The sequence below is a fragment of the Pseudomonas sp. TNT2022 ID1044 genome (assembly GCF_028656895.1).
GTDB lineage: Bacteria > Pseudomonadota > Gammaproteobacteria > Pseudomonadales > Pseudomonadaceae > Aquipseudomonas > Aquipseudomonas reinekei.
Genome location: NZ_JAMDHB010000004.1, coordinates 1 through 20,283 on the forward strand (window position 1 = coordinate 1; position 20,283 = coordinate 20,283).

General features: G+C 58.6%; 16 protein-coding genes and 2 rRNA genes. 8 read left to right on the top strand and 10 right to left on the bottom strand.

Going from position 1 to position 20,283, the window contains the following annotated elements; all coding sequences use genetic code 11:
* Positions 1-55 precede the first annotated feature (55 nt).
* Both rrf (M5G20_RS06240) and rrf (M5G20_RS06245) read left to right on the top strand, forming a co-directional pair.
* A 5S ribosomal RNA gene (rrf, locus tag M5G20_RS06240) occupies positions 56-171 on the top strand.
* A 108-nt stretch (positions 172-279) separates the two neighbouring features.
* A 5S ribosomal RNA gene (gene rrf / locus M5G20_RS06245) occupies positions 280-395 on the top strand.
* A 129-nt stretch (positions 396-524) separates the two neighbouring features.
* Here rrf (M5G20_RS06245) and M5G20_RS06250 read toward each other — a convergent pair.
* The 8 genes from M5G20_RS06250 to M5G20_RS06285 all read right to left on the bottom strand — a co-directional run bounded on the left by M5G20_RS06250 (position 525) and on the right by M5G20_RS06285 (position 11,800).
* On the bottom strand, positions 525-3,026 hold the full coding sequence (locus M5G20_RS06250; RefSeq protein ID WP_273918404.1) for a TonB-dependent siderophore receptor: 2,502 nt from the start codon (positions 3,024-3,026) through the stop codon (positions 525-527).
* Between the two features lie 89 nt (positions 3,027-3,115).
* Entirely contained in the window at positions 3,116-4,132 is a 1,017-nt protein-coding gene (locus tag M5G20_RS06255) for a FecR domain-containing protein (RefSeq protein ID WP_273918405.1), read from the bottom strand.
* A complete protein-coding gene (locus M5G20_RS06260) occupies positions 4,129-4,629 on the bottom strand; it encodes a sigma-70 family RNA polymerase sigma factor (RefSeq protein ID WP_273918406.1) in 501 nt (166 codons plus the stop codon). Before M5G20_RS06260 ends, M5G20_RS06255 begins: the two co-directional genes overlap by 4 nt.
* A 181-nt stretch (positions 4,630-4,810) precedes the next feature.
* Complete coding sequence (locus M5G20_RS06265) at positions 4,811-5,272, bottom strand: SRPBCC family protein (protein WP_273918407.1); 462 nt, start codon at positions 5,270-5,272, stop codon at positions 4,811-4,813.
* Positions 5,273-5,301: 29 nt separating this feature from the next.
* On the bottom strand, positions 5,302-8,718 hold the full coding sequence (locus M5G20_RS06270) for a non-ribosomal peptide synthetase (protein ID WP_273918408.1): 3,417 nt from the start codon (positions 8,716-8,718) through the stop codon (positions 5,302-5,304).
* 13 nt (positions 8,719-8,731) lie between these two features.
* Positions 8,732-9,661 (bottom strand): diiron oxygenase, encoded by a 930-nt coding sequence (locus tag M5G20_RS06275; RefSeq protein WP_273918409.1) that lies wholly within the window; start codon positions 9,659-9,661, stop codon positions 8,732-8,734.
* Positions 9,658-10,434 carry a DUF3050 domain-containing protein gene (locus M5G20_RS06280; protein ID WP_273918410.1) on the bottom strand — a complete coding sequence of 259 codons (777 nt, stop codon included), beginning with the start codon at positions 10,432-10,434 and terminating at the stop codon, positions 9,658-9,660. Before M5G20_RS06280 ends, M5G20_RS06275 begins: the two co-directional genes overlap by 4 nt.
* A 655-nt stretch (positions 10,435-11,089) precedes the next feature.
* Positions 11,090-11,800 (bottom strand): GntR family transcriptional regulator, encoded by a 711-nt coding sequence (locus M5G20_RS06285; protein ID WP_273918411.1) that lies wholly within the window; start codon positions 11,798-11,800, stop codon positions 11,090-11,092.
* A 197-nt stretch (positions 11,801-11,997) separates the two neighbouring features.
* On the opposite strand from M5G20_RS06285, the gene lapG reads away from it, so the two are divergent.
* Both lapG and lapD read left to right on the top strand, forming a co-directional pair.
* On the top strand, positions 11,998-12,690 hold the full coding sequence (lapG, locus tag M5G20_RS06290; protein WP_273918412.1) for a cysteine protease LapG: 693 nt from the start codon (positions 11,998-12,000) through the stop codon (positions 12,688-12,690).
* Between the two features lie 13 nt (positions 12,691-12,703).
* Positions 12,704-14,650 carry a cyclic di-GMP receptor LapD gene (lapD, locus tag M5G20_RS06295; protein WP_273918413.1) on the top strand — a complete coding sequence of 649 codons (1,947 nt, stop codon included), beginning with the start codon at positions 12,704-12,706 and terminating at the stop codon, positions 14,648-14,650.
* Positions 14,651-14,803: 153 nt separating this feature from the next.
* Here the strand turns inward: lapD and M5G20_RS06300 are convergent, their stop codons facing one another.
* Positions 14,804-15,169, bottom strand: a complete 366-nt coding sequence (locus tag M5G20_RS06300) for a tryptophan synthase subunit beta (protein ID WP_273918668.1) — start codon at positions 15,167-15,169, stop codon at positions 14,804-14,806.
* A gap of 227 nt (positions 15,170-15,396) precedes the next feature.
* Here M5G20_RS06300 and M5G20_RS06305 point away from each other — a divergent pair, with 227 nt between their 5' ends.
* The 4 genes from M5G20_RS06305 to M5G20_RS06320 are packed head-to-tail and all read left to right on the top strand — an operon-like array spanning position 15,397 to position 19,082.
* Entirely contained in the window at positions 15,397-16,284 is an 888-nt protein-coding gene (locus tag M5G20_RS06305) for a TauD/TfdA dioxygenase family protein (RefSeq protein ID WP_273918414.1), read from the top strand.
* Positions 16,285-16,301: 17 nt separating this feature from the next.
* A complete protein-coding gene (locus M5G20_RS06310) occupies positions 16,302-17,327 on the top strand; it encodes an ABC transporter substrate-binding protein (protein WP_273918415.1) in 1,026 nt (341 codons plus the stop codon).
* Positions 17,328-17,332: 5 nt separating this feature from the next.
* Positions 17,333-18,193, top strand: coding sequence for an ABC transporter ATP-binding protein (locus tag M5G20_RS06315; protein ID WP_273918416.1), 861 nt, complete (start codon positions 17,333-17,335; stop codon positions 18,191-18,193).
* 22 nt (positions 18,194-18,215) lie between these two features.
* Positions 18,216-19,082 (top strand): ABC transporter permease, encoded by an 867-nt coding sequence (locus M5G20_RS06320; RefSeq protein ID WP_273918417.1) that lies wholly within the window; start codon positions 18,216-18,218, stop codon positions 19,080-19,082.
* Positions 19,083-19,115: 33 nt separating this feature from the next.
* Here the strand turns inward: M5G20_RS06320 and M5G20_RS06325 are convergent, their stop codons facing one another.
* Entirely contained in the window at positions 19,116-20,111 is a 996-nt protein-coding gene (locus tag M5G20_RS06325) for an RHS repeat-associated core domain-containing protein (protein ID WP_273918418.1), read from the bottom strand.
* Positions 20,112-20,283 lie beyond the last annotated feature (172 nt).

The window sequence follows — 20,283 nt, forward strand, 5'->3', positions numbered from 1 at the left end:
CTGTCACATACCCAATTTGCTGAAGCGTCGAAAGACGAGTCGGCACACCGAATTTCTTGACGACCATAGAGCATTGGAACCACCTGATCCCATCCCGAACTCAGCAGTGAAACGATGCATCGCCGATGGTAGTGTGGGGTTTCCCCATGTGAGAGTAGGTCATCGTCAAGATTAAATTCCGAAACCCCAATTGCGAAAGCAGTTGGGGTTTTGTCTTTATAGTAGAAGCATCAAGAATTCGCTGATACGTCCCTGGAGACGGGCCAGCACACCGAATTTCTTGACGACCATAGAGCATTGGAACCACCTGATCCCATCCCGAACTCAGCAGTGAAACGATGCATCGCCGATGGTAGTGTGGGGTTTCCCCATGTGAGAGTAGGTCATCGTCAAGATTAAATCCCAAGACCCCTGTCTGCTAACGCAGACAGGGGTTTTGTCGTTCTGGGCCTGTTAAAAGTCGCAGACGTTAAAAAGCCAGCCCCTGGATTCAGGGGCTGGCTTTTTCATGCTCGCTAGGATGATTAGAACTGGTAGCTCACCGTCGCAGAGACATTGCGTTCTTCGCCCAGGTAGCAGAAGTTCAGGCTGGCACAGGACGCTACATAAGATTCATTGGTCAAGTTGTTCGCATTCAAACGCACATCCACACCCTTCAAGCCCACCTTGCCCAGGTCATAACCGACAGAGGCATCAAACAACGTATACGACGGCACCTTCATGGTGTTTTCTGCATCGGCCCAGCTGTACCCCACATACCGCACCCCGCCACCCAGCCGCAGGCCATCAAGAGTGCCATGGTCGAATGCATAATCAGCCCATATCGAAGCCATATGCCGTGGTGCCTGGGTAGGTGAGTTTCCTTTGTTTTCAATGAGGTCGGTATCCGTACTCAAGGTGCTGACCATGGACTTCGAGTATTCAATGTCGGTGAAGGTGTAGCTGCCGAGTACTTTGAGGTTATTGGTCAGTTGCATGTGCGCTTCCAGTTCCAGACCTTGAGAGCGGACAGCACCCACCGCTCGATAGAAGTTCTCCTGCGGCAGTTTGGTGGCCAGGTTTTCCTGATCGATGCGGAACAGCGATGCAGTGAACAGATTGTCTGTACCCGGTGGCTGATACTTCAAACCGACTTCCCACTGCGTACCATCGGTGGGCGCCAATGGATTGCCCGCGCTGTCCGAGTAGGAGTTCGGGTTGAATGACTCGGAATAGCTGATGTACGGAGCGATGCCGTTATCGAACAGGTACAGGGCCCCGGCGCGTCCCGTCAGTTTGGTACGTTTGTCGTTGATCTCGGTGCCTTCAGGACGACCGCTTTCCGCCATTTGGTTCTCGTCCGATGTCTCAACCCAATCCTGGCGAAGACCGAGGGAAAAGCGCCATTTGTCCATCTCGATCAAGTCTTGCAGATACACGCCGGTTTGCTCCAGGCGTCGCAAGTAACGGGTGTCACCGTACATCTCGATCGCCGGGTTTCCGTACACCGGATCGAATGCGTTGATCGGCGCCAGACCGCCACTGGTCCAGTCCACGACAGTCTTGCGTCGCTGGTAGTCCGCCCCCATCAGCACAGTGTGTTTGGATGCGCCGGTGAAAAATTCCGCCTGCAACATGTTGTCCACGATGAATGCATGCAGCTTCTCGTCGCCACCGCTGTAGTAGCGATTCAGTTCGTTGCTGGTGGGAGTTGTCCAGCCATAGGCGTAGACCTGATCCATGTTCACTTTGGAGTCGAGATAACGGAAGTTCTGTCGGGCGGTGAAGGTGTCGTTGAAGCGATGCTCAAACTGATAACCGAAAGACTGCTGATCACGCGAGTAGCCATCGATACTCGGCTCACCTTCGAAGAAATGCGCAGTGATCCGGTTGCCGTTGCGCAGGCGAAGAGTCCCATCGGCAGGAACGCCACCGTGATAGCCGCCATCGGGGTCATGCTGAAGGTACGCTTGCAAGGTCAGCGAGGTGTCTTCGGTGAAATCGATGCTCACCGTCGGTGCAAGGGCAAAGCGTTTTTCCTCGTTGTGATCGAATTGCGTGTCGGACTGATCCGCCAGACCTGTCAGGCGATAGGCAACACGCTTGTCGTCATCCACAGGGCCGCTGAAGTCAAAACCCATGCCGCGTTGGCCTTGGTTGCCTATCGTGGCCTGGATCTGATGATAGGGCTCATACAGCGGTTTCTTGCTGGTCAACGCCACCAGGCCGCCGGGTGAACTGCGACCGTAAAGCACCGATGACGGACCTTTGAGAATGTCGATGCGCTCAAGGAAGTACGGGTCGACCTGCATGGTGCTGTAGGTGCCGCTGTCGCCCATGGACTTGAGTCCATCGAGATAGATGTTATCCACCGAGCCGTCGTTGAAGCCGCGCATGGCCACGTAGTCGTAGCGATGGGTCGCGCCATAAGGATTGGTCAGCACGCCGGGGGTATAGCGCATGGCTTGCGATACCGTTTGCGACCCCTGGTCGTCCATTTGCTCGCGGGTGACGACTGATACGCTTTGCGAGGTTTCCAGCAACGCGGTACTGGTCTTGGTGGCGATCTGGCTGTGGGTCGCGTTGTAGCCTTCCATGCTGCCCAAGGCATTGCCGAGTGCGAAGCCTCGGATATCGGTGGCCGGCAGCGCCAGCGCTTCGTTGTCGGCGGCGGGGCGCAATACATAGCTGCTGCCATCGGGGCTGACGGCCATGAGACGCGAGCCACTAAGTAGACGGCTCAGGCCCTGATCCGTTGAGTATTCGCCCTGCAAACCCGGTGACTCATGCCCGCGGGTTTGCTCCGGCGTCATCGACAATGTGATACCGGCCTGACGCGCAAACTGGTTGAGTACATCGCTCAAAGAGCCGGCGGCGATGTTGAAGCGCTGGTGGCTGGCTTCACTGCCTTCCTGGGCATGACCCATGACGGGCACGAGGCCAACGCCTAATGCAGTCGAGAAAAGAGCAGCACGAATGGCGTGACGCAATACGCCGGATTTCGCCGTGAAACGAAGAGCATTCTTACTGATGGAGCGGCCAGTCATTGTAGGTTTCCGTAGGAAGTCGCTAAGGCTGAGTTGAAGTGCTTACTGACTAAGCCGGACCTGATCGGAAAACCCGCCAAAAAAATTGTTCAGACTCGCCGTTCCAGCGTCACCCACCAACGCGTGCGGTAGCGCAATTGCACCGGCAGGGTTTGCGGCAGGATGGCCAGCAACTTGTCGGTGTCCTCCAGGCGGAACACCCCGGACAGTCGAATGTCGGCAATGTCGGCCGCACACTTCAGGTAACCGTGGCGATAGCGTCCGACCTCCTGGAGGAAATCCCCCAGCCGCATGTTGCGGGTCACGATCACCCCGTCCGCCCAGGCGCCAAGATCCATGTCCAGCGGTGGGGCCAACCGCGCCTGCTGATGATCGATCAGGTAACTGAGCCCCGCCTTGACTTGAGTTGGCTGGCCATCGGCAGCCAGTGGCGAATGAATCAGCACATGGCCGTTGGTGACACTGAGCCGCGTGCACTCGGCCTCATGGCGCAGGATGAAGCGCGCGCCCACGCCTTCGTACAGGCCGTGCCGGCTTTGAACGCGCAAGGGCCGATCGAATGCAGCGCCTTCATCGGCCCCGCCGCAGGTGACGATGATTTCGCCTCGGGTCAGTTTGATCAGGCGTTGTTGCGGTGTGTAATCCAGGTCCACAGCGCTATCGGTGTTGAGCTCAAGCCGCGTGCCATCCGGCAATTGGAAGGCGCGGCGCTCACCGGTGGCGGTGGCGAAATCGGCGCGCCATTGCTGCCAGCCGATAACGTCCTTGCCCAGCCACGCGGCCGAACCCATCAGCAAGACACCCGACAGCAACTTCATCGCCTGGCGCCGTCCCAATTGCTGGGCACTGTTCTCCAGCGTGTTGAAGGCCACTTGTGCGCCGGGCACGGCCCGCAGATTGTTGCTCAACTCCGAGTGCAGTGACTGCACGCGCTGCCAGGCCAGTTCGTGCTCATGGTGTGCTGCGCGCCAGAGATCGCATTGCTGGCGAAGCTTCGAATTGGAGGCATTGTTGCGCAAACGCAGCAGCCAGTTGATGGCTTGTTTGACCGCTTGTTGATGCGGTTCGCCACGGCGGTTCAACGACCAATTATCCAAAGGCGTCATGCTTGATAACGCAGCGTGTAGCAGTGGAAAAGCGCATCGGCGACATAGCGCTCCACCGAACGCAGGGACAGCCCCATGTGTTCGGCGATCTGTTTGTGGGTGAGGCCCTCGCACTGCGCCAAGAGAAACGCCTGACGTACTTTCGGCTTCAATCCTTCAAGCATGCGGGCGATGCTTTCGAGCAATTCGAGCACCAACGCACGGGATTCGGCGCTTGGCGTTTCGGCCTCGGGAAGATGAGCGATGGTTTCCAGATACGCGCGTTCGATTTCCTCGCGGCGCCAGTGATCGATCACCAGGCCTCGGGCAATGGTTCGCAGAAAGGCGCGAGGGGCTTTGAGCTCCAGGCGTTCGGTTCGTTGCAGCAACCGCACAAAAGTATCCTGGGCCAGGTCTGCGGCATCGGCGGCATTGCCCAATCGGGCACGGAGCCACCCGTTGAGCCATCCGTGATGGCTGCTGTAAAGCGCCTGTACTGCAAACTCGGGAGAGGACATGAACGCGACTGCTCGGACGTCACAAATGATAATTAGTCGCATTGTCATCAAGGGGTGGGGATTTTGCAACTGCTGTGAAACTCAAGTCGCGCAGACCGCGTTTTTGTTCATCGCGAGCAAGACTCACTCCCACAGAACTGCAGGTGTGAGCCTGCGCATCAATCACCGCTAAACGAAAGCCTTATCCAAACAGCTTCAACACATTGTTCATCGCATCATCGGCAAAACCCTGGACGAACGCCTGGAATCCCGGCGCGTCACCACCCTGCGCCGGTTCGGCGATGATGGTCCAGGTGGCGATGGATGTGCCTGAGCCCAAAGACTCTACCTGCATCGCCGCCCACAGATTCGCCACCCCCAGGGTGTTGTAGATCGTGGTCCAGGTCATGTTCCGTGCCTGATCGTCGCGGGAGTTGAGTTGCTCGACGACGAGGTTGCCGTCCTTGAAGAATTTCTTGCGCAGCGAAGACACACCCTCACCGGTCATTTCGATGTGCGACAGCGCCGGAATGAATCGGTCGAAACCGGCAAAGTTACCGACAACGGCCCAGACCTGTGTAGCCTCGGCCGGGACTTCCACCGCGGACACGACGTGGCAGCCTTGTGGGTTTTTGATCAGGGTATCGGGTTGCAGAGTGCTCATGGTTTTGCTCCGTGCTGGTTTGGATGGAATTAGATGAAATTGATTTCTTTGAGGTAGTCGCACCCGCGTCGCAGCAACGCCGGGGATTTTTCCGGATAGCGCGCGCCCATCTGCCGCACACCGGCCTGGGCGTTGGCGTGACCAATCATTGAGATGTCGCCGATGTCTTCTTCGAAGCCGTTGAGGTAGAAGCCCAGCACGCCGAACAGCGCGTTATCGCTGTCGACCCGGCCCAGTTGCTGCTGCCAGTCGGCGACGCTGACCAATGAAAATTCCTGCCCGGCGTCACGAAACGACGCCACATAGCGGTCCCAGCTCAGGGGCTCGGGATTGTGCAGGTTGAACACCGCTTTTTCCGGCTGATAGCGGCTGGCATGGAAGGCGATGAAACGGGCGAGGAAGTCCACCGGCATCAGGTCGAAATTCAGCGCGAACTCCGGTACCTGGCCGAGCTGGATCGAGCCCTTGAGCATCAACATCAAACGATTCTTGTGTGGCTGACACACGCCGGTCAGGCTGTTGAAACTGATGTTTCCGGGGCGATAGAGATTGACCTGCACACCGCGTTCGCGCGCGCGTTCGAGGATCCGCTCGCCGACCCATTTGGACAGGTTGTAGCCGTTCTTGATGTAGATGGGCGGGGTTTGCGCTGCGGGTAGCTCGAGTACCTGGCCATCGGCGGAAACCGTGCTGGACGCCGAGAGTGTCGAGACGAAGTTGAAGATCTTTTTGCTCTGCCCTTCGCACAATCGCAGGCATTCGAAAATCGGCTCGACGTTGTCCCGCGCCAGTGACGCGTAGTCGAGTACGTGATTGACGTTGGCAGCGTTGTGCACCAATGCGCCGAACTCTCGATCAAGGCGCTGGTAGGCCTCATCGGCCAGCCCCAGCCAAGGCCGGGTGATGTCCGCCGCGTAGACCCGCACCCGACTCAGGTCCAGATGCTCCAGTCGATTCTCGCGCAATGCCTGAGCGAACCGCTCGACGGCCGATTGCCCGTTTCCATCGCGGACCAGGCAGGCGACTTCGCTGGCGCCCCACGCCAGCAAGGCTTCGACGATGTGCACGCCGACAAAACTGTTGGCACCGGTGACGATGACCTTGTGTACATCGCCCAGACGGCTGATGGGTAACGGTTGCACATGCAGTTCGCGTGAGGCGTCGGCCAAGGCTTGCTCGCTCAATACTTCGTCACTGCCTGAACCTCGCACCAGTGTCGCAAGCTTGGCGATGGTGGGCAGTTCGATGAAGCGGTTGATCGAAATGCTGCGACCGAATTCTTCGCGCAAACGCAGGAGCATGCGCGACAACAGGATCGAATGACCGCCCAGATTGAAGAAGCTTTCATCGGTGGAAATATCGCCGGTCGGCAACTCCAGCAACTCGGCCCAGATTTCCAGCAATAGCGCTTCATCGGTGTTGGCCGGCAGCCGTAGCGAGGTGTTTTCGCTGACACAGACCGGCAGCTCCAGCAACGCCTTGCGATCGACCTTGCCGTTGCTGGCGTACGGCATGCTCATCAGTTCGGTCCACGCTACGGGCTGCATGTAGTCCGGCAGAAACTCCAGGGCATGAACCTTCAGCGCATCGCGAGCTGCACCGGCCCGGTGTTCCTGAGGCTGTGCAAGGAAGGCCAGGATTCGCCGATGGCGGTCGATCACCACCGCCACCTGACGGTACAGCTGGCTGTCGCGCAGGCAGCGTTCGATCTCCTCCGGCTCGACTCGAAAGCCGCGAATCTTTACCTGGTTGTCGCGCCGCCCGCACAGCTCGATTCCCTCGCTCGTCCACTTCCCCATGTCGCCGGTGCGATAGACGCGCAAGGCCTGGCCATCAGGCCGCGTCAGGGTCAGATAGCGTTCGGCAGTCTGCTGCGGGTTGTTCACATACCCAAGACACACGCCGGGACCGGCGATGTACAACTCACCGACGGTCTGCTCAGTCACCGGCTGCAAGTCCTCATCGAGAATCAGCACCTGACTGTTGGCGATCGGGTCGCCGAGGGTTCGGTTGTTGTCGTCCGCCTGCAACTGCCGTGCGGTAATCAGCACCGTGGCTTCGGTCGGGCCGTAGAGGTTGTAGAGCTTGCCTTGGCGGGTCAGTTGCTGGATGACCCACGGCTCGCAGACATCACCGCCGGTCATCACGTGTTCGAGATTGCGCAGTTGCTCCAGCGGCAGAATGCTCAGCAGTGCCGGTGGCAAAAAGGCGTGGCTCAGTTGCTGATGACGGATCAGCTCCACCAGTTGCAGCGGATCGCGACGCTGGTCATCGCCGGGCACGACCAGTTCGGCGCCTTGCAGCAGGGTCGGGAAAATATCGATCAGCGACGAGTCGAAACTCAGTGAAGAAAACTGCAGCACCCGGCTCTTTTCGGTCAGTTGCACATAGTCGGCGTACCACGCGGTGAAGTGTGCGAGGTTGGCCTGGCTGAGCAAAACGCCTTTGGGGTGGCCGGTGGTGCCCGATGTGTAAAGCGCCATGCACGGTGCATCGGGAGTGAGGCGCCGACGCATCAGCGGTTGCGCGAGATTCACTGCAGTGGCGTCGATAGCCGTGATATCGAATCCCGGCATTTCAGTTGCAAGCGGATGCTGCCCGTCATGCAGGAATATCGCCGCGCCGGCGTTCGACAGAATGTACTGCTGGCGTTGCAGCGGATGGCTTGGCTCCAGTGGCAAGTACACCGCGCCGCTGCCCAGAATCGCCAGAATCCCGGCGTATAACGCGCTGCATTTCGGCAGGCAGATCCCCACGACCACCGGGCCTTCATGCACAGATAGCAAGGGCTGCAATCGTTGTTCGATCGCACGGCTCAGGTCATGCAGTTGGCGATAGTCCAGGGTGATGCCGGCAACGTTCAACGCAGGCCTTTCGGCGCTCTGAATGAAGCGCTGTTCAAGTCGCTCGATCAGCGGCTGTTCAGCCAGTTTCAGCAGTCGCGGATGAGCCGTGGCATTGCGGCGATGGAGGTACGCGAGGCTATCGAGAAACAGCAGGTTTTCGCGCTTCGCGACGTGAACGTCGGTGGCCGCTTCGGTGTGCAGGAAATACTCGGCATCCCGGGAGTAGCGACTGACCAGCAGCGCCACGTGGTCGAACAGTTCCGCCATCGCGCGCAAACGCAGCGCCTGGCCGTTGCCCGTGGTTTCATCGGCGATCGGCAGGCGAGTGAGCAACGTCGAGTCGACGGTGAATAACAGATCCAGCGCCGGTAGCCCCGAAGCGGCCGACAGGTCGATACCCAGTTGCAGCGTCAGGCGCGGCGCAACACCGGGAATCCGAATGTTCAGGCTGGCATCATCGATCACCAGATCAAGGTGCTCCGGCACCGGTGCGTCGAATGACGTTATCCGCGTCAGTGCATGACCGTGTTGTTCGAGCTCCAGCGCAAGCTCGGTCAGGGCCTGGCTGTGTCCAGCGAGCAGAATGTCGAGACGTCTCATGACGGGGTCCTCGTCAAAGCAAATAGTCGCTCAAGGCGCTTTGCACGCACGGCGAATCGAGCAGCGAACTGCTGCGGAAAAACCGCACGATGTTGGCGACCAGCGGATGGTGGCGATTGATCGGGAAGGCCAGGCCGGACATCTCGTTCTTGAGGGACTGGCGTGTGGCGTCTTTGATCTGCAAAGCGTCGATCAGGTGGACGTCGAAGGCTTTCTGAATGTCGTTGGTCAGGTAGTGGCCGATGAATACCGGCAGGATTTGCGCGATGCGCTGACGGTCGTCTTCGCTCGCGGTATGCCAGTAGATGCGCACCATCCGCGACCAGAATCCGGAGTGCCTGCCTTCGTCGAGCAAGTGGTCGGCCATCAGGCCCTTGATCGACTGCTTGACCGTACCGTCCTTGGCAAACGCCGCGACATCGCCGGTCACGGTGTTCTCGGCGATCGCCACGCATATCAGCTCCACAGCGCTGCGCAGGTGTTCCGGCGCGAGGGCGATGGCGGCCGGGATCGCGCGGCTCAGCTCGATTTCGTCGGGCAACTCGATGGGCGTGATGCCGGTCATGGCGACGGTCTGCTGCATGAAATCCATGGCCACCAGCGCGTGGTAATCCTCGTCGACGACCACGGTCATGGCGTCATAGCGACAGGCGAAAGGGAACGCCATGGCGAAGCGATTCTTGGCGATGCTGCGGGCGGTCTTGTCGACGATCTCGGTTTCGAAGATCACCACGTCGTTAATGAATTTGTAGAGCGTCTGCACCAGGGCGAAATCGCGCTGCTCCGGGCATTCGCGCAGGAACGTCTCGCTGAGTACCAGCGGTTGCCGACTCAGCGGATAGATCAGCTTGTCGTCGTTCTCCAGCAGGCGCCGCGGGCGGGTGCGGATGGTGGCGCGGCTCTCCCAGGCGTCGGCGAACGATAGATAGTCGGCGGCGTTCATGGATTCACCTTCGCCAAAGGTTCGCTCATGCTCAGGCGCAAGCCATCCCACAGGGCGATGCGGCTTTCCACGGCGGCGATGGCGCTGGCGTACGCGTCTGCCTGGCGTTGCGGATCGCTGTCGACCAGTCGGGCAAGGAGTCGTTCTGCGGCAGGGCCGTGGTCTTCAGAGTCGACTTCAATGTGCCGTTCGAGGTAGTAACGGAAGGTCGGGGCCTGTTCGATGCCGATCCCCCAGTCGTCAAGAATGCGCTGGAACATCTGCGCAATCACACTCTCGCGACCATGCAGAAATGCCGCCGCGACACTGTGGCCCGGGGCGTGCAACGCGGTGTGCAACGTATGGCGCACGAACCGCGCAGCCGCCGGGTCGACCTCGACACTTCGCAACGCTACGTCATAGCTCACGCCTTCCTGCTGCAGCGACACGAAGCGTTCGATGGCGGCTGTGCTCGCGCCGACTTCGCGCATGGCATCCAGGTACAACTCGAAATGGCTGTAGTGTCCCTGGGCCGGGCGGTCATCGGATTCCTCGCCGAGCACAATCTCGTTGATCAATCGTGCCGCCTGCGGGTCTCGTGGGGGGAGCCAGGGTAATTGCGTACACGTCAGTTCTTGCTGTAATCGCTTGGTCAGCGACATGAAGTCCCAAACTGCGAATACATGGCTTTCCATAAAACGCTGTAGAACCGAGAGTGAATGTATTTCGGAGAAAATCGGGTGCGCACTCAGTTCGGCTTTCTTTTGCTCAAGATGCTCTCTAGTGGATCTCATTGGCGAACCTTTAAGTTGTCAGATGGGAAGGCGTAATCAAGTGTTGGTTGCGGGTTTTAAGTTTCTCCAGGCGAGCAGTTGCCTCAATTGAATTGATCTTTTTCAGTTGCTTTGGGGGCCATAGGTTGCGGCTTCTCAGCCAGTGCCCAATGTCGGCGTAGAAAAACTAGTACACAAATAAAGTGCTGGGCAAGTTATTTTTTTCAGTGTTTTTAAGTTTAACTTTCTCTCGCGCGACAAGTTCCAATAAGACTATTTGTATAAGTTTTATTTGGGCGTGGTTGCTCCTTCCGTCTTATATAAGTCAGAATTTTTATAAAGAGTGAATGCCTCACTCGAAGCAACTTTCTTGATGAAACCGTTGAAGTGATCTGAGGGGTGGAAGTTCGCCGGGGATGACGTCGACGCTTCCGTTCCCGTGGCAAGGCTCCTTCCGTAGGTTCTTGGTGCGGGGGACTGCTCCATTACTGCAGTGCGTCGCCCCGTTCATAGGTGGTCGGCACCCCAAGAGTGAGCGTAATTCAATGCAGCCGCTATCACCGAGGCCTGGGGGCGGTGAGGGCTATGAAGGCGGGAGATTTGTAAGCGGATCGTTCGATTTCAAGCGGACTGTCGGCTGTACAGCCGAGAGGGAGCGGGCTCCCTCATCACTGCTTTACTTCGGGTTGTTTCTGCTCTGGGCTTCAGGGCTGTTGAGGTATTGGGTGATGACCTCAACCCCACGATTGAGGTGATGGGTGAGCAACTTCACTGAACCTTCGACATCCCGCTCTTCGGCGGCACGCAACATGGCCCGGTGGTCTTCCTGGGACAGTTTGCCCAGGCCCATGGCTTCCAGATTGAAGCGCAGGAAGCGTTCTTCCTCGTTCAAACCGTCTTCCACCAGTTTCAGCAGCCGTTTATTGGGCGCCTTGCCGTAAAGCGCCATGTGGAACAGGCGGTTGAGTCGGCCGATTTCGGTGTAATCGTGTTCGGTTTCCAACTTATCGATATACCGCGCGGCCTGTTCGAGGTCCGCAGGCTCAAGCAGTGGCACCGACAGGCGCAGTGCTTCGGACTCCAACAGTATCCGCAGGGCGTAGGTTTCCGCGGCGTCACCCTGGACCAGCGGGGCGACTACGGCACCTTTGTGAGCGACCACGTTAAGCAGCGACTGAGCTTCGAGCTGGCGCAGGGCTTCTCGCACCGGCATGCGGCTGACACCAAAGAGGTCGGCCAGGTCTTGCTGGCGCAGGGCGATACCGCAAGGCAGGCGACCATCAAGAATGGCCGAGCGCAGGGTTTCCTCGATGACTGAGCGTGCCAAGTGAGCGGGAATCGGCCCGTTGACCTTGATACTGCTAAGCGGGTTGGGCTTTTGTGTCACTACTACGCACCCTGAATGGCTGATTTATTTTTGGATCCAACTGACACTAGTAACTGCCTGACGGCTTGTCAAACGCGCAACAGAGCGCCTTTCCATGAGTTTAGCGCGCCCTCGGTGATCTCACCGTGCCATTGTTTTTTTGCAAGCTAACCTACACCATCAACCGAATTCCACCTGCCTGACCTGGATGCCTCGCATTGGCAGTACGTTTCCCGATCTCACGGACATTGTGCTCGCTGTGCGGCGCGTTACTGCTGGCCGGCGTGATGCTGGGCGATGCGCTGGGCGATTGGGACTTTTCCTCCATCAGCCGCCGGGCGCAGGCATTGTACGGACCTTTGGGCGAAGGTCAGCAGCGCATCGATGATTGGCAGCATCTGTTGGCCATCCAGAAGCAGGCCGGCGAGCTGGAGCAGCTCAAGCAGGTCAACCAGTTCTTCAACCAGCGCATACGCTACGTCGAGGATGTCGATCTGTGGCATCAGGCCGATTACTGGGAGACCCCGATCGAAGCCCTATGGAAAGGCGCCGGCGATTGCGAAGACTACGCTATCGCCAAGTATTTCAGCCTGCGTCACTTGGGCGTTGCCAGTGACAAGCTGCGCATTACCTACGTGAAGGCGTTGCGCCTCAATCGCGCGCACATGGTGTTGACCTATTACTCGAGCCCGCAGGCCGTGCCGCTGGTGCTCGACAGCCTGATCGATGAAATCCGGCCCGCCAGCCAACGAACGGATCTGCTGCCGGTCTACTCTTTCAATGCAGAAGGGGTGTGGTTGCCCGGTGCCAAGGGCAGTCAGAGGGTCGGTGATACCAAGCGCCTGTCTCGTTGGCAGGACGTGCTGAAAAAAATGCAGGCCGAAGGATTCCCGGTCGAGTCGATTAACTAGGAGCAAGCCACAGATGTCATTGTTCAAACAACTGTTGATCGCAATCTGTCTGTTCCTGGTCATCGCCTTCACCGGCAGTTTCATGGTCAGCCTGGAGAGTTCACGAACCCAGTACGTCAATCAGCTGCGCTCCCACGCCCAGGACGCGGCAACGGCGCTGGCGCTGTCCCTGACACCGAACATCGATGACCCGGCGATGACCGAGTTACTGGTCAGTTCGATTTTCGACAGCGGCTATTACGCCAGCATCCGTGTGGTTGATCTGTCCAGCGACAAGACACTGGTAGAACGCAGCGGTATCCCGGCGGATACCAACGTCCCGGCCTGGTTCGTCAAACTGATCGGCCTGGAGCCTGCCGGTGGTGATGCGATCGTCAGCCGTGGTTGGGAGCAGGCTGCGCGGGTCGAGGTGATCAGCCACCCGATGTTCGCCCTGGCCAAACTGTGGCAGAGCGCGTTGGGCAGTCTGGCGTGGTTGCTGATCTGTGGGGTGGTCAGCGCGATACTGGGGGCGCTGCTGCTGCGTCGACAATTGAAACCGCTTGATTACATGGTCCAGCAGTCCCATGCCATCGCCCGTCGCGAGTTTCTCAGCTTGCCCGACCTGCCTCGCACGCCTGAACTGCGGCGCGTGGTGCAAGCCATGAACCAGATGGTCGAAAAGCTCAAGGCGCTGTTTCAGGAACAGGCCGAGCGCAGTGAAAAACTGCGGGCCGAGTCTTATCAGGACAACCTGACCGGGTTGGCCAACCGGCGTTATTTCGAGATGCAATTGCACGCGCGGGTGAGCAATCCCGAGCAGGCCAGTTCTGGCTATTTGCTGTTGCTGCGGGTTCAGGATCTGGCGGGGCTCAACCAGCGTTTGGGCGGTCAGCGTACAGACGAATTTTTAAAGGCTGTCGGCGAGCAACTGTCCCGAGAGTGCGCGCGATACCCGGAAACCCTGAACCTGGTTACACGGATTCGGGGCGGCGAGTTTGCCGTGCTGGCGCCAGGGCTGGTGCGCGAAGAAGCGTTGCAGTTGGCGCAGCACCTCGACAGCGCCATGGCCAGCCTGCATGCGACCGGTGCGACGGACGTGGCTATGGTGGCCGCGATCGGGCTGGCGCCATTTGTCTATGGCGACGCGCCGCAAGCCGTGCTCGGTCTGGCGGATCAGGCGCTGGCGCAGGCGGAGGGCCAGAGTGATTCGAACTGGGTCTGCCTGGATCACAGCGCGTTGGCCAGTGTTGGCGATGATCATCATGCCTGGCACGGTTTGCTGGATCAGGCGCTGAATCAGCGGCGGTTCACTTTGTTTTTCCAGCCGGTAGTGGCCAGCCAGGACACGCAGCTGGTGCTGCATTACAAGGTCCTTTCACGGTTGATCGACGATCAGGGCCAGAGCATTCCGGCCGGGCGCTTCCTGCCGTGGCTGGAACGCTTCGACTGGACCGCGCGACTGGACCGGCTGATGCTGGAGTTGGTGCTGGAACAGATGGCCAATCACGAATCGTCCCTGGCGCTGAACCTGTCTCCGGCAACCCTCGAAGACCCGCAGGCACTGAATGGCCTCTTCGAACTGCTGCGTTCGCATTCCAATCTGGGATCGCGCCTGACCCTGGAAATCGGCGAAGAACAATTGCCGGACCAAGCCGTACTTGAAGACCTGACGCGGCGTTTGCGCGAGCTCGGGTTCTCGTTGAGCCTGCAGCATTTTGGCGGGCGATTCAGCATGATCGGCAACCTGGCGCGGCTCGGATTGGCGTACTTGAAGATCGATGGCAGCTACATCCGCGCGATCGATCAGGAGAGCGACAAGCGCCTGTTCATCGAAGCGGTTCAGCGAGCGGCCCACAGCATTGATCTGCCGCTGATTGCCGAACGGGTCGAGACTGAGGGCGAACTGGCGGTGATTCGTGAGCTGGGGGTTTATGGGGTTCAGGGGCGGTTGGTGGGTGAGCCGAAGCCTTGGGGGTAGGGCTCTGGATTTTCAGTTGTCTGTGAGGGCGCCATCGCGGGCAAGCCCGCTCCCACAGTGATTGTCGGTGGATGCAAAATTTGGGCACCACACAAAAAACTGTGGGAGCGGATTTGCCCGCGATGGCGTCAGTACAGGCGACGAAGAAAAAACTCAGATCAACCCGTCCTCATCATCACCCACCAAATGACTCAACCCGCCCAACGCCTCCCGCGCCTGGCTTCGGTCCATGAGTTTGGCCTGTGCCGGCGCTGGCAGGTCGGTGACGAGGATCACGCCTTTGCTGATCAACACTTCGATCAAATCGTCGAGTACCCGGATCATTTCCAGGTCACTCTTGCGCAGTTGCTTGAGCTGTTTGATCTGCTTGAGCTGGGTGAGGCTGGTGGCCATGAGTTCGTTGGCGAACCAGGCCTGGAGATCAGGGTGGTCGGCCGGCAGCGTTTCCGTGGATTCGGCGTAGGCTTCGGCTTCCACGCGCATCAGTTGTCCGTCTGTATTGCGTTGCACGTAGAACATGGAACATCCCTCGGAGAAGAACCGCGTCATGCTGTCAGCAGCATAGGCGAATTCGGCCATATGGTTATTCGCTAACGGTATTTAAAATCATGTTCTTATATCTATAAAGTTACACACCTGCGTACCTGCCGACCAATCGGCGCGCCGCACGACACGAACCATCACGACATCCGTGAGTTTCTGATCGACGTGCGCGCCCTTGAGCGTGCCGTGCGTGGGAGTGATTTATGTCAGCCGTATCCGCATCGCCAGCCATCGCATCACAACACTTTGAAATTCGCCCGTTCAGCGGCGCAGTGGGCGCCGAAATCATCGGCCTCGATGTGTCCCGTCCGATCAATGACCGGGACTTCGCCCGCATTCACCGCGCTCACCTGGACTATCACGTGGTGGTCTTTCGCGACCAGCGCATAACCCCTCAGCAACAGATCGATTTCAGCCGTCGTTTTGGCGTGTTGCAAATTCATGTGCTCAAGCAGTTTTTGCTGGCGAACCATCCGCAAATCCTCATCGTGTCCAACATTGTCGAGAACGGCCAAAACATCGGCCTCGGTGATGCCGGCAAGTTCTGGCATTCCGATCTCTCCTACAAAGAACTGCCGAGCCTTGGCTCGATGCTGCATGCCCAGGAGCTGCCATCCGAGGGCGGCGACACGCTCTTCGCCGATATGCACAAAGCCTGGGACAACCTGCCCGAGGCGCTGCGCAAAGCGGTGGACGGTCGCTCGGCGGCGCACTCCTACACGGCGCGTTACAGCGAGACCAAATTCGAAGGCAACTGGCGCCCGACGCTGACCCCGGAGCAACTCGCCCAGGTCGCCGAAGTGGTGCACCCGGTGGTGCGTACTCACCCGGAAAACGGTCGCAAGGCGCTGTTCGTCAGCGAGGGATTCACCACCCGCATCGTTGGCCTGCCGGAGGACGAGAGCCAACAACTGCTGACCGAGCTCTACGCCCACAGCGTGTTGCCACAAAACATCTATCGCCATCAGTGGCAGCCCCATGACCTGGTGTTCTGGGACAACCGTTCGCTGATCCACCTTGCCGCCGGATGCCCAAGCCATCTGCGCCGCAAGCTGTATCGCACCACCATCCAGGGCGACGCGCCTTTCTGATTTGTCGGAGATTGATCATGTCCAAACGTCTTCCATTCGCGCCGCTGGCCGCCGCCATCGGCCTGGGTTTCAGCCTGATCGCCGGCAGCCTGGTGGCGCCGACTGTGGCTCACGCCGAAGGTGAAATCCGTATCGCCGAACAGTTCGGCATCGTTTACCTGTTGCTCAACGTGGTGCGCGATCAGAACTTGATCGAGAAGTACGGCAAGCAGGAAGGCATCGACATCAAGGTCGACTGGACCCAGCTCTCGGGCGGTGCGGCGGTCAACGATGCGTTGCTCTCCGGTTCGATCGACATTGCCGGTGCCGGCGTCGGCCCGCTACTGACCATCTGGGACCGCACCCACGGCAAGCAGAACGTTAAGGCAGTGGCTTCACTGGGTAACTTCCCGTACTACTTGGTGAGCAACAATCCGCAGGTCAAAACCATCGCCGATTTCACCGAGAAAGATCGCATTGCGGTGCCGGCCGTGGGGGTTTCGGTGCAGTCGCGCTTTCTGCAATACGCCGCCGCCAAGCAGTGGGGCGACAAGGAATTCAATCGCCTCGACAAGTACACCATCGCCGTTCCGCACCCGGATGCCACGGCAGCGCTGGTGGCTGGCGGCACCGAACTGACCGGGCATTTCTCCAACCCGCCGTTCCAGGATCAGGCACTGGCCAATCCGAACGTGCACGTGGTGCTCAACACCTACGAGCTGTTGGGCCCGAACTCGCCGACAGTGCTGTTCGCCACCGAGAAATTCCGCAACGAGAACCCGAAAACCTACAAAGCTTTTATCGAGGCTTTGACCGAAGCGGCCACGTTTGCCCAAAACGATAAAGGCGCGGCAGCCGACACCTACATCCGCGTCACCAAGGCAAAAATCGACCGCGCCGAGTTGCTGAAAATCATCGACAACCCGCAGTTCGAATTCAGCGTCACGCCGAAAAATACCTATCCGCTGGCTGAGTTTCTCTACCGCGTCGGCGCGATCAAAAACAAACCGCAGTCGTGGAAGGATTACTTCTTCCAGGACGCCAAACCGCTGCAAGGGAGCTGATTGAAATGAATGCTTCCTTGCAAGGCCACACGGTCAGCAAACCGGACGCAACAGCCCAGGCGCTGTTGTCGGTCGATAATGTCAGCCTCGAATACCGCACGCCGCAGCGTGTGGTTCGAGCCACCCACCAAGTCAGTTTTGAAATCGACCTGGCAGACCGTTTTGTGTTGCTGGGTCCGTCCGGTTGCGGCAAGTCGACACTGCTCAAAGCGGCTGCCGGATTCATCCAGCCCGTGGAAGGCGAGATCCGTCTGCAGGGTCAGCGGGTCGATGCACCGGGGCCGGACCGGATTGTGGTGTTCCAGGAGTTCGATCAACTGCCACCCTGGAAAACCGTCAAGCAAAACGTGATGTTCGCGCTGCTGGCCTCGAAAACCCTCAAGCGCAAAGAGGCAGAAGAGCGGGCGCTGCACTACCTGGAGAAGGTCGGTCTGGCGGCGTTTGCCGAGGCTTATCCGCATACCCTGTCGGGCGGCATGAAAGCGCGGGTGGCCATCGCCCGGGCGTTGGCGATGCAGCCGAAAATCCTCTTGATGGACGAACCCTTCGCGGCCCTCGATGCACTGACCCGACGCAAGATGCAGGAGGAGTTGCTGCTGCTTTGGGAGGAAGTACGCTTCACGTTGCTGTTCGTGACGCACTCCATCGAAGAAGCGCTGGTGGTGGGCAACCGCATCCTGTTGCTGTCACCACATCCGGGGCGGGTGAGGGCAGAAGTCCACAGCCATCAATACGACTTGCACAGCCTCGGCGGGGTGGCGTTCCAGGCGTCGGCGCGGCGCATCCACCGGTTGTTGTTCGATGAAGGCCAGTCGCCAGAAACCGAGCGTGAACTCGACTTCGCCGATATCCGCATCGCTTATTGAGCCAGTTTGAGAGGAGGGCCCGATGAGCCATTTATCATCCCCGCGTGAAGCGTTTGAAACCGTTCTGCAGCCACTGACCAGCGTGCCGCTGGAGCGTGAACTGCCCATCGGCCAACGTCTGTGGCAACAGGGCTGGCTTCGTAAAAGCCTGATCCTGATGATGCTCGCCGTGCTGTGGGAAGCCGCTTCGCGCTATACAAACAACGACCTGCTGCTGCCGAGCTTCATGCAAACCGCAAACGCCTTGTGCGACGGCCTGCTCAGTGGTGAATTGCTCGGCAAGGTGTGGATTTCTTTGGTGGTGTTGCTCAAGGGTTACCTGATCGGCATCGTCCTGGCATTTGCCCTGACGACACTGGCGGTGTCGACGCAATTCGGTCGCGATTTGCTCAGCACGCTGACCTCGATGTTCAACCCGTTGCCGGCCATCGCGTTATTGCCGCTGGCGCTGCTGTGGTTCGGCCTGGGGCAGAACAGCCTGATTTTCGTGCTGGTGCATTCAGTGCTGTGGGCACTGGCGCTGAACACCTACGCCGGGTTCCTCGGTGTCTCGGAAACCCTGCGCATGGCTGGGCGCAACTACGGCCTCAAGGGTATGCGCTTCGTACTGTTCATCCTGATCCCGGCCGCGTTGCCATCAATCCTCGCCGGCCTGAAAATCGGCTGGGCATTTGCCTGGCGCACGTTGATCGCAGCGGAGTTGGTGTTCGGCGCCACCAGCGGCAAAGGCGGGTTGGGCTGGTACATCTTTCAGAATCGCAATGAGCTGTACACGGACAAGGTGTTTGCCGGGTTGGTGGTGGTGATTCTGATCGGGTTGCTGGTGGAGAACCTGGTGTTTGATTCGTTGGAGCGGGTGACGGTCAGGCGGTGGGGGATGGTGCGGTGAGGGGGCACCGCTGTACTTCATGAGCCTAAACCCTCATGTATTGCGTATTGAAGAAACAGTCGAGTGAAAAGACTCGTTGGAAGACCAGTCACGATCGCGCTCTAATTGATTGAGTCGGGCCCACGACTCCTCCAAGTCTCTAAGATCCGCAGCATGGGAAAACTGATCACTATGAATGCTGTGTCCCGCCGTTGTATTGGAGGCATTCGTCCAACTGGAGGCGTTGCTGGAAATCGTTTCGTTGCTCGGCCAGAGTTCTTTACGTGGGAGGACCTCTCCACCTTGTAAATAGTTTTCTTCCTTCATAGGCCTTCCACTGGAGCTGATGACTTGGCGGCTTGTATTTGATGACGAACTGGCCTGGGTGGTATGACTCACTCGCCAAGGTGTTTTTACATTTTGTGATCTCCAGCCGCCCACATTTTGGGGCGCAATTTCACCGCCTGGCGACGAAGTGGGATTTATAGCGCCAGGGGCTCCCATGATATAGCCGCCAATCTTAGACAGAGCGTTAAACTGACGACTCGGATTCGAGGGTTCAACTGAACGGGAGCTTCGGCTAAGGGCCGACATGGCTTTTTGTCTTGCGATTGCCTTGGTGTTGGCAATGGCGAGTTTTTCGGGTGTTCGGTATCTCATGTCCCGAGCAAAAAGCTTGATGACATCCCAAAAATGCCCCGTCGGATCCACCCGATTCACCGGATCCCCCACGCAATACATATACGCATTCAACCCACCCCGCCCAAACGGACTCCAACTGTCCGGACTATGAAACCGCATCAACCGCGGGTTGTAGGCGCGGTAGCCGTTGCCCAGCAAATACCAACCAATGCTTGCTTCACGCAACTGGCCATTGAACCCCAGTCGTGTCTCGACTTTTTGCGGCGCGGATTGCTCGCCGTAAGCGGAGTAACTGAGGGTGTTGGTTTGCCCATCGACGATTTCGCCAAGGATGGATTGGCTGCGGTCGGTGGCCAGCAGTACGACTCGTGACGCGCCGCCGTTGTCTTGATCAATGGATTGACTCATACCGGGATCTTCTCGGCCGAGGGGCAGGTCTTGAGTTTTACTCGCTTGAGCCAGACTTGAGAACTATCAGAAGTGATAGTGGTGTGGGTCTCTTATCGGGCCGGCCCATCATTCTGAGGTAGTTTGCTAGCATTGCGTCTGAATCAACCCGGATCAGTCACGAGTGCTCGCC